This window comes from Methanosarcina sp. 2.H.A.1B.4 (assembly GCF_000979385.1).
Lineage (GTDB): Archaea > Halobacteriota > Methanosarcinia > Methanosarcinales > Methanosarcinaceae > Methanosarcina.
This window is the reverse complement of sequence record NZ_JJOV01000048.1, coordinates 1-8,621: the sequence shown is the minus strand read 5'-3', so window position 1 is coordinate 8,621 and position 8,621 is coordinate 1. Positions and strand designations below refer to the sequence as shown.

Annotated in this window: 5 protein-coding genes; 4 read left to right on the top strand and 1 reads right to left on the bottom strand. The window is 39.9% G+C overall.

Features of this window, described 5'->3' with window-relative positions; genetic code table 11:
* The first annotated feature begins 72 nt into the window (after nt 1-72).
* Together EO92_RS07615 and EO92_RS07610 are read left to right on the top strand one after the other, a co-directional pair.
* Nucleotides 73-1,086: a glycosyltransferase family 2 protein gene (locus tag EO92_RS07615; RefSeq protein ID WP_048161805.1), complete on the top strand. Its 1,014-nt coding sequence runs from the start codon at nt 73-75 to the stop codon at nt 1,084-1,086.
* Between the two features lie 268 nt (nt 1,087-1,354).
* A complete protein-coding gene (locus EO92_RS07610) occupies nt 1,355-3,376 on the top strand; it encodes a hypothetical protein (RefSeq protein WP_048170553.1) in 2,022 nt (673 codons plus the stop codon).
* A gap of 264 nt (nt 3,377-3,640) precedes the next feature.
* On the opposite strand, the gene EO92_RS07605 is transcribed toward EO92_RS07610, so the two are convergent.
* On the bottom strand, nt 3,641-4,846 hold the full coding sequence (locus EO92_RS07605; protein WP_048170552.1) for a glycosyltransferase: 1,206 nt from the start codon (nt 4,844-4,846) through the stop codon (nt 3,641-3,643).
* Between the two features lie 201 nt (nt 4,847-5,047).
* Between EO92_RS07605 and EO92_RS07600 the strand changes: the two genes are divergently transcribed.
* Complete coding sequence (locus EO92_RS07600; RefSeq protein ID WP_048170549.1) at nt 5,048-6,232, top strand: glycosyltransferase family 4 protein; 1,185 nt, start codon at nt 5,048-5,050, stop codon at nt 6,230-6,232.
* An 899-nt stretch (nt 6,233-7,131) separates the two neighbouring features.
* The coding region (locus EO92_RS07590) for a right-handed parallel beta-helix repeat-containing protein (RefSeq protein ID WP_048170545.1) at nt 7,132-8,621 on the top strand (1,490 nt) is incomplete at its 3' end.

Genomic DNA, 8,621 nt, shown 5'->3' with positions numbered 1-8,621 from the left:
ACGCCATTTCACGAATGATATTTCTAAATGAACAGATTCGAAAACAATAAAGGTTAAAAACGGGGTCATTTTATGGAATATCCTTTTGTTTCGGTTGTAATAGGTATTCGCAACGAAGAAAAATTCATTGAAGAATGCATTGAAGCGCTTCTTCATCTTGATTACCCTCAGGATTCTTATGAGGTTATTATCGTCGACGGAATGTCCACTGATAAAACTCGGGAGCTCGTACAGAAATACCCTGTCAGGCTCCTTCTTAATGAACGAAAAAATGTTGCAGCAGCAAGGAACCTTGGAGTGGAAAACGCTCGGGGAGATCTTGTCGCATTTACGGACGGAGACTGCAAGGTAGATCCCGGGTGGTTGAAAACACTTGTTAGTGAAATGAAAAATGCCTCTGAAGATGTAGCATGTGTTGGTGGACCTAACTTAATATTTGATACTGACCCTATTTTTGGCAGAGTTGTAGGGTATGCTCAGGAAACATTTCTAGGCTCCGGAGGTTCTGCCCAGTCCAAAAATTCAACAAAGAAACATTATGTCAGTTCCCTTCCTAACTGTAATGCTATGTATAAAAAAAATTCCATTAAGGAAGCCGGGTATTTTGATGAGCGGTTTGTAGTGGGCCAGGACGGGGACCTTAATTACAGAATAAACAAAATAGGTCATAAATTCCTGTATATTCCAGAAGCAAAAGTGCTTCATCACAGAAGAGGAACTCTCAAGTCCTTTTCCATACGAATGTTCAAGTATGGCATGTGGATGGCCGAGCTTTTCAAAAAACACGGAGAATTTGTCCGCTGGTATGCTTTTTTGCCTTCAATTGCCATAGCTTTTGCGGTTCTTTCGTTTATTGTTTCTCTTGTATATACAGTGCCGATAGCAGTTCTGCTAATACTGATGACCTTATATTTCGTTCTGGTTTTTGTTACCTCAATTCAGGTAATATATAAGATGAAATCAAAATATGGCATCCTTACCCTGTTTGTGATTCCTGTGCAGCACGTTGCTTATGGGCTGGGTTTTTTGTACAGTTTTGCAAATTCCCTTCTCCTTTCAAAAGACAGGTCTCTTTCGGATATTTAATGTTTAAGAATTTCTCCGGTTAATGTAACCATAGTTGCCGGTACGCAAATGTATAAAATGGTTGGATAAATTAACCCCGGCTTGAAGGATATTGGAGCAAAAAATTCTTAACCAATATAGACCTCACTGTAAATCCTATTGGCTTCGAACAAAAAATCCGAACCTTTTATTTCAGGTTCAACCCTGAATCCTGTTCGGATTCAATTTTGAATTCTTTATTTCAAACTCAATATATAAAGTTGTGATCGCTTAAGGTTATGGAGATAGTATGTTTGGATTGAGCGAAGAGACGGGACTCAAGTACATGGATAATAACCGTTTAATGAAGGTAATTTCCTTCCTGTTCCCACTAGCAATAATTCTCGCAGTTATATTCACTTTCGTATGGATGTTTGTAACCGGAAAGCCAGGTTATGCAATTCGTGGATTGTTTACAGGAATCCCTGCAGTACTTTCCTGCCTCTTTATATTGTACATTTACAAAAAAGATGTAAGTCTGCATGATATAGACAGTTTCCCGTCGATAAACATAAAGTCCCTTACATATGTGTTTAGCATATTTTATATTGGCTCAATAGCTGTGCTTCTACTATCTCAGGGAACCAGACCAGGGTACTATTTCGTATTTATTCTGGTGATGTACCTTTCGGTTTTCCTGCAAATATTCTCTAAAGAGGTAAGGCCGTCCCTTGTCCTTCTGGAATCTTTTTTAATCATGGTAAACCTTACTTACAGCGTTACCTTAAATTATGATTTCTACTTCGGGACCACTGACATTCTGCCTCACATTTTTCTTTCGGAACTCACTGCAGTAACGGGACAAACCATTTCCACTTCCTTAAGTGACTATGCATTTTTCCCCCTGTACCATATACTTGTTGCAGAAGCCTCCGAAATTTTGAACCTCAGTACAAAAACCTCACTTTTCCTGATTACAGCGCCAATTTATGCAGTAACCGTAGTTTTTCTTTACTATCTCTTTAATCATATTACCCACAACAGGCAAATCTCCCTCCTCTCCTGCCTGCTTTACTCCGCAAGCTATATTGTACTGTATTACGGCGCAAACGTGATTACACGCACAATGTCATACGTAGCGTTTATTATACTGCTATATCTGGTTTACAGTGTCAACTTCAAAGAGGATAAATTCTCTTTTAAAGCTCTTTCAGTAATTGTTCTGGTTTTTTTGACTCTGGTACATAACGTTTCCATACTCCAGTTCGTTTTATTACTCGTCATCCTCTTTGCTTCAGAGTATATTGTAGGGGCTGGCAACTATGTAAGCAAACCTTTCTTTTTACTTCTAAATGTTACTTATACTGCTTACTGGTTCTTTATGGCTTATCTGTTCATGCAGAGAAGCCTGACTCCCCGTTTACAGAGCCATTTTTGGGACTCTATAGTTTTAACTTCTGGGGGCTCTGACGTACTTGAAGAGGGCTTTATCAGTCTGTTTGGGCTCCTGGATAAATCCGTCTTTTTATTTTTTGCCCTTATAGGAATAGGCTTTCTTCTGAAAAACTACCGAAAAAACTATGCTTCAGTTTTCGGGTTATTTGCCCTGTTAACCCTTATTTTCTATGTTCCAAACCCTCTCAATACTATCTGGCAGTTTAAGGTTCTGTTCAGGGTTGATCGGTTTATGCTTTTCGTTAGCCCCTTTATGGCTTTCGCAATGGGATATGGAATTTATGTATTTTGGAACTATATGGATAAATATGGGCCTAAAAAGTTCAATACAGTGGTCTTTATAGTTCTGCTGTTCTCCACTTTTGTTTTCATCTCTTCAGTCTTCAGCATCTCGGACGCGAACATGCTTGGACAGAGTTCAAAGCATGAATATTTCACTGATAATGAACTGAGTGGTTTCGAACATGTTTATAAGTACATTCCGGAGGGTTCTGCCGTTTATTCCGATTACTATACTACAAGGTTCTTTTATCTCCCGTCGATTCCTGAGGATTCTTCGGGTATGAACATCTCAATTTACAATAACTACCGAATCGATAATGTAAGTGAATTATCCAGTTACAGGGGCTATGTAGTATTCAGGACTCAAGAGTTTCTCAGGAGCGGTTTATACTTCGGCAGCGATGAAAGCAGCACTAAGGAAACTTCCAATTACTTCTACGGGAACACTCCCGAAAATGTAATTGATCTTGAGGACAATCTTACACAAGCAAATAAAATATACTCAAACCCAGCAACGGATATCTTTGCTCCCGGTCCGGCGTTAAGCAAACCTATCAGAAGTTCTAACCTTAACAGCACATTTACAGGCATTTAAATGCCTGTACTTATGCTTTTTTATGGAAAACACGAAAGTTCTAAATTATCTGAAAGACTGTAAAAGTAGCCTGTGTAAAAGTAGCCTGAGATTTTCAGGAGATCTGGCCAAAATATCCTGGGCATAATTCCGGTGAGCCAAAAAATTATATCAAACTCAGGTGGGTCAAAAGAGCATACCAAGTTCTCTCTGACCTGTGAGCAGAATTTTTCGATGAAGCAGAGCTCTGGTGAAGCAGAATCCTCTTCTTTTTTTACTATAGGTTTATTTTGAGGGATTTGATAGAAGCTCTGAGTATATATCTACGGTCTTCTTTGCATGGGCTTCCCAGGTAAGTCCCCGTTGAATTATGCTTTTACGCCCGAGTTTTCCCATTTTTTCCCTTCGGCTTTCGTTTTCAAGCAGCCGATTTATTTTTTCTGACAGGTCGGCAGGGTTTTTTGCAGGAACCAGATAGCCTGTTTCCCCATCAACCATCAGTTCCGGAATCCCTCCAACATCAGTTGCCACGACAGGGACTTCACAGGAAAGAGCTTCAAGCACGACATTTGGCCTTCCCTCTGAGAGAGAAGGCAGTACCAGCATATCTGATGCTGAAATCCAGAGGGGAATATCCTCATGGTTTACAGGTCCCGTAAATTTAATGGAGCCGGCAATTTTGAGCTCTTCTGCTCTTTTTTCCAGACCTTTTCTAAGCCCGTCGTCCCTGCCTACCATATAGAGGTCCGTTTTTGTATCCACAAAACTTTTTGCAGCTTCAATAAGGTAATCCACGCCTTTTATTTTTCTCAGGGCTCCTATAAACAGGACAATATTCTTTTCCTGAGGCAGGTTTAAAATATCCCTTGCCTGTTCTTTTCCTGCAGGCTTGAATATCTCCGTATCAACACCGTTAGGGACCACATGTACTTTACTTTCGTCTATCCCGAGATTCACTATATGGGCCTTGAGGTCTTCACTGACAGAAAGGACTTTATCGGCAAAATTCATGGCTTCTATAATCTGCCTTGAAGTATAGGTCCCTTCATAGGCAACCTTTCTTTCGATCGTGCCAAGAGCACTTATCACCAGAGGAACTTTCCATTTCTTTGCAAGTCTCATCATTCCGTACCCATCAGGATATGAAAAATGTGCATGAATCAGGTCTGGTTCTGGTTTTATGTTTTTTATGGCGTACCTGGAAATGAAATGGGCATATGAAATGCCGGTTATGGGGTAAAAATATTTTTTGGGAATGGCATAGATATAACGCGGGTAGTGAAGGTCATATTTTTCTGTATGCTCAATCCTGGGCAGTTTAGAAAAATTATGGTACGGAAATGCAGAAAAAGGAAGCACGAAAGCTTTTGGAGAAATAACCGTCACATCTACTCCCTGGTCTGCGATTGAATCTATGCTCTGCTTTATAAACGTTCCAAGTTGAGGGTAATACCTATTAGGAAACTCCTGACATACTTCCAGTACTCTCATAATCTTTTTCCTTTTTCGATTCGGATGCCTCAAAAACACACAAAGGAGATAATTTCTCCTATAAATATCTCTCTGCAAAATCAGTATATTTCTCTTTCTGTACTTAAATCCCGAACCTACTCTTCCAGACCTATGAAAATTAATGAATGGAGTCGTGGGATAAACTAATTAACTACTTTTGCTATTCAGATACCGGCAATTATGTTTAAAAAAGTAAGTAATATTTTCCTGGTCTATTACAGCTCTTTCAATACAAAATCAGGTTCGAATATACACATACTCGAACTCTTAAGAAATTTGAAAAAATACACGGATGTAGTTTTGTTCGCGCCAGGTCAGAAAGGTGCAGAACATGGCTTTTCCGGAATAAAGTATGTGCCTGTGATAGATAATAAGTACCTTGTACAGCCTTCTTACGAGTTCATGCTATCCTTTTATCTTCTGTATTCATGCATAAAAAACAGGCCTGACGTTCTTTATCTCCGTCAGAACTCTTTTCCGTTCTTCCCCATCGCCCTGTGCAAACTTTTTGGCATTTCTTCTATAGTTGAGGTTAATGGGTTGGTTATGGATGAACTCAAGGTAAGCCCTGATTCTAAATCCTTTGCATACAGGGTTTTTTCCTATCTGGCACTCCATTCCGAGAGGTTCAATTACAGATACTGTGACAGGATAGTTTCCGTGACTGATAAGCTAAAAGACGAACTTGTGAGGCTATACTCGGTCCCTGCAGAAAAAGTTCTTGTAATTAACAACGGAGCAAATACCGATATTTTCAAACCCATGGATCAAAAGCAGGCAAGAGCCAGACTCGAGCTTGATGATTCCAAGAAGTATGTATGTTTTGTAGGGCACCTTGCAGCCTGGCAGGGAGTTGAGTTTCTAATCTATTCCTCTCCTTTTATCCTGGAAAAATTCCCTGATGTTCATTTCCTTGTAGTGGGGGATGGGGTCATGAGGGATAAACTGCTGGAAACTGCTTCAGAGATGGGGCTTTCGGACAAATTCACTTTTACTGGAAGAGTCCCCTATGAGAATGTTCCTGTATACATTAACGCAGCTGATGTCTGCGTTGCTCCTTTTATAATGGAACGAAACTCAAAGATAGGACTTTCTGCCTTAAAAACATACGAATATCTTGCATGTGGAAAACCTATTGTAGCGAGCAGTATACCAGGGGTTAAAGACCTGATCGATCTTTCAGGAGGCGGAATTTCAGTACCTCCTGAGAACCCCGGAGAACTCGCTAATGCTGTGGTGAAGCTAATTTCCGATCCAAAGACATGCAATACCATGGGGGAACAGGGTCGTAAATATGTCGTCGAGAATCACAGCTGGGATGGAGTTGCAAGAAAGATTCTTGATATATGTCACGAAATTGTTTGATGTGGCCTTTTAGATCTCACAGAGCTTTCCTGTGATTTCACTATAGGCTTCATCTTTTTTCCTATCTTATCTTTTTTCTGACTTTATCTTTCTTCTCTATTCGTTATTTGAATTAGTCACGATTTAGCTATCATTCCACTATTGCTTTCTTATGGCTTTATTGCCGGCTTCTATTAGTGGCTGATTGTTTTTTATTTTTGATTTGTGGCTTTTATTATTGATTTCCTGCTCCAACATCTTATTTTTCTTAATTATTTTTACATCTGTTCTTCTCACGGCAAAGAATAAATGTTTAAGTTGATTGCGCGGAACATCCTTCAAAAATTACCTCTCATAAATCTCAGAGGTTTTACTAATTGCACTATTTTTTTTTCATAATTTTTAATAACACGCCGTTTCATATCGATTGATCTTCATACACAAATTTTAACAGTTCTTGCCATATGTCCGCCAGTGTCTAAATAAATTTACAAACTCTGCGCAAATACTTTTATAATATAATGAGCTAATTTACAATGACGACTATAGAAATTTAATTAGGGTATTAATCCCAATTTATTCATAATGTCCACTCGGGGGGAATTTGTGTATAGTGGAAATAAATTGCCATTTAAGCAGGGGAATTAACTCTGAATCCAGTATTCTCCCCCTCATCTAATAATGGTTATTAGCCTCGGAACTGATACTTCTGCCAGGGCTTATTCTATAGTCTTGAACATTTGGTGAGTGGATACTATTGCACAATCTTGTCGGAGGGTTCTTTCAACAGACAAAATAAATTTATCCAAAAACAGCTCAACTGGCTATAAATTTATAGAAACTACCCGGCGAATCTGAGTGAACTTCTACCTTACAAACATATCAACCAATTGTATTATGATCGACCCCAGGTGATAGCAATGCTAAAGCGAAAATTGGGAGTCCTCTTCCTTATAGGGTGCTTTATATTTTCAAGTGTTCCTATGGTTTCATGCCGGACTTCTGCACCTATTATTTATGTTGCGGGAGATGGGAGTGGGGACTTTAACTGTGATGGAAAAGACGACCATGTACAGATAAACCAGGCCCTTAAATTCGTGGCAGAAAACTCTGCTTATACAACTGTCCACCTCAAAGGACCTTTTACATATGTTATTGACAATACCCTTCTGATCGGAAGCAACACTATTCTTGAAGGAGACTCAAATGCTGTGATCAAGCTGGTTGATCATGCAGGCTGGACTACTATGAAACCCCTTATCCAGCAGATGAGCAGTTCAGGAAATCACGATATTACGATAAGAGGTTTTGAAGTTGATGTAAATCACGATGGTAATGCTGAGCTTGCCAAGGGCAAAGGCTACTACAATGTGATTTATTTCCTTTACACCAGCAATGTAGCAGTCCATGATATGTATATGCATGATGGACACGGTGACGGGCTCAGGATAAAATACGGCAGTAATATCCAGTTTTATAACAACACGGTTTATAAACTTGGGCATGATGGCCTTTTTGCAATTGAGTGCAGTAATGTAGAGGCCTGGAACAACAAAATAACCTGCAGGACTAATAGTGCTCTGAGGGTATGGAACTCAAAGAATGTAAAGTTCCATGATAACTTCATTGATTCATTTTATCACTGGAGCGCAGGCGGCCCGGGTATTCAGGTTGAGAGATCCAAAGGTGACATGAATAATATCGAAATCTACGATAATGTAATTACGAACACCTACGGACCAGGCATCTGGCTTATCGGGACCGCCGGAGCATATGATAAAAGTTTATCAAGCGTATATATTCACAACAATATCTTCTCTGATTCCGGAACCAATCCGAGCATCGAGTGGGTTGGTGGGGTTTTAGGCAGTGGATTTCATAATGTCCTGATTGAAAATAACGTCTTTGATGGAGTTCATAACGCGGCGGTTGTAAATATGTATTCAACTGACACCAACGCCGGACCCTCAGGAACAGGATTCACGACAACAGTCCGAAATAACGTAATAGTAAACACCCAGCCGCGCACGAAAAACGCTGCAGGAACAGGATATGGTGTGATTAATCGCCTTACCAGCTCCCACAAAATTGTGCTGGAAAATAACTGTCTCTACAGCAACACTGCCGGGAACTATAAAAATGTTAACTCAGCAACAGATATCTATGTAGATCCTCTTTTCATGAATAGTAACAGTGGGGATTACCATCTCAAATCAGTAGCAGGTCGCTGGAATGGGGGAACCTGGGTAAAAGATAGCACAAGTTCTCCATGCATTGATGCCGGATCTGCTTCCTCTGATTACTCAAATGAGCCTGATGACAATGGAAACCGGATCAACATAGGGGCATTCGGGAACACAAAGTATGCTTCAAAATCAGGAACACCAATAGTAGATAATCAGGCCCCTGT

What these genes read in the sequence shown, in the direction of transcription:
- EO92_RS07600 (WP_048170549.1), top strand. Translation starts at nt 5,048, where the DNA reads ATGTTTAAAAAAGTAAGTAATATTTTCCTGGTCTATTACAGCTCTTTC.
- EO92_RS07610 (WP_048170553.1), top strand. Translation starts at nt 1,355, where the DNA reads ATGTTTGGATTGAGCGAAGAGACGGGACTCAAGTACATGGATAATAAC.
- EO92_RS07605 (WP_048170552.1), bottom strand. Translation starts at nt 4,846, where the DNA reads ATGAGAGTACTGGAAGTATGTCAGGAGTTTCCTAATAGGTATTACCCT.
- EO92_RS07615 (WP_048161805.1), top strand. Translation starts at nt 73, where the DNA reads ATGGAATATCCTTTTGTTTCGGTTGTAATAGGTATTCGCAACGAAGAA.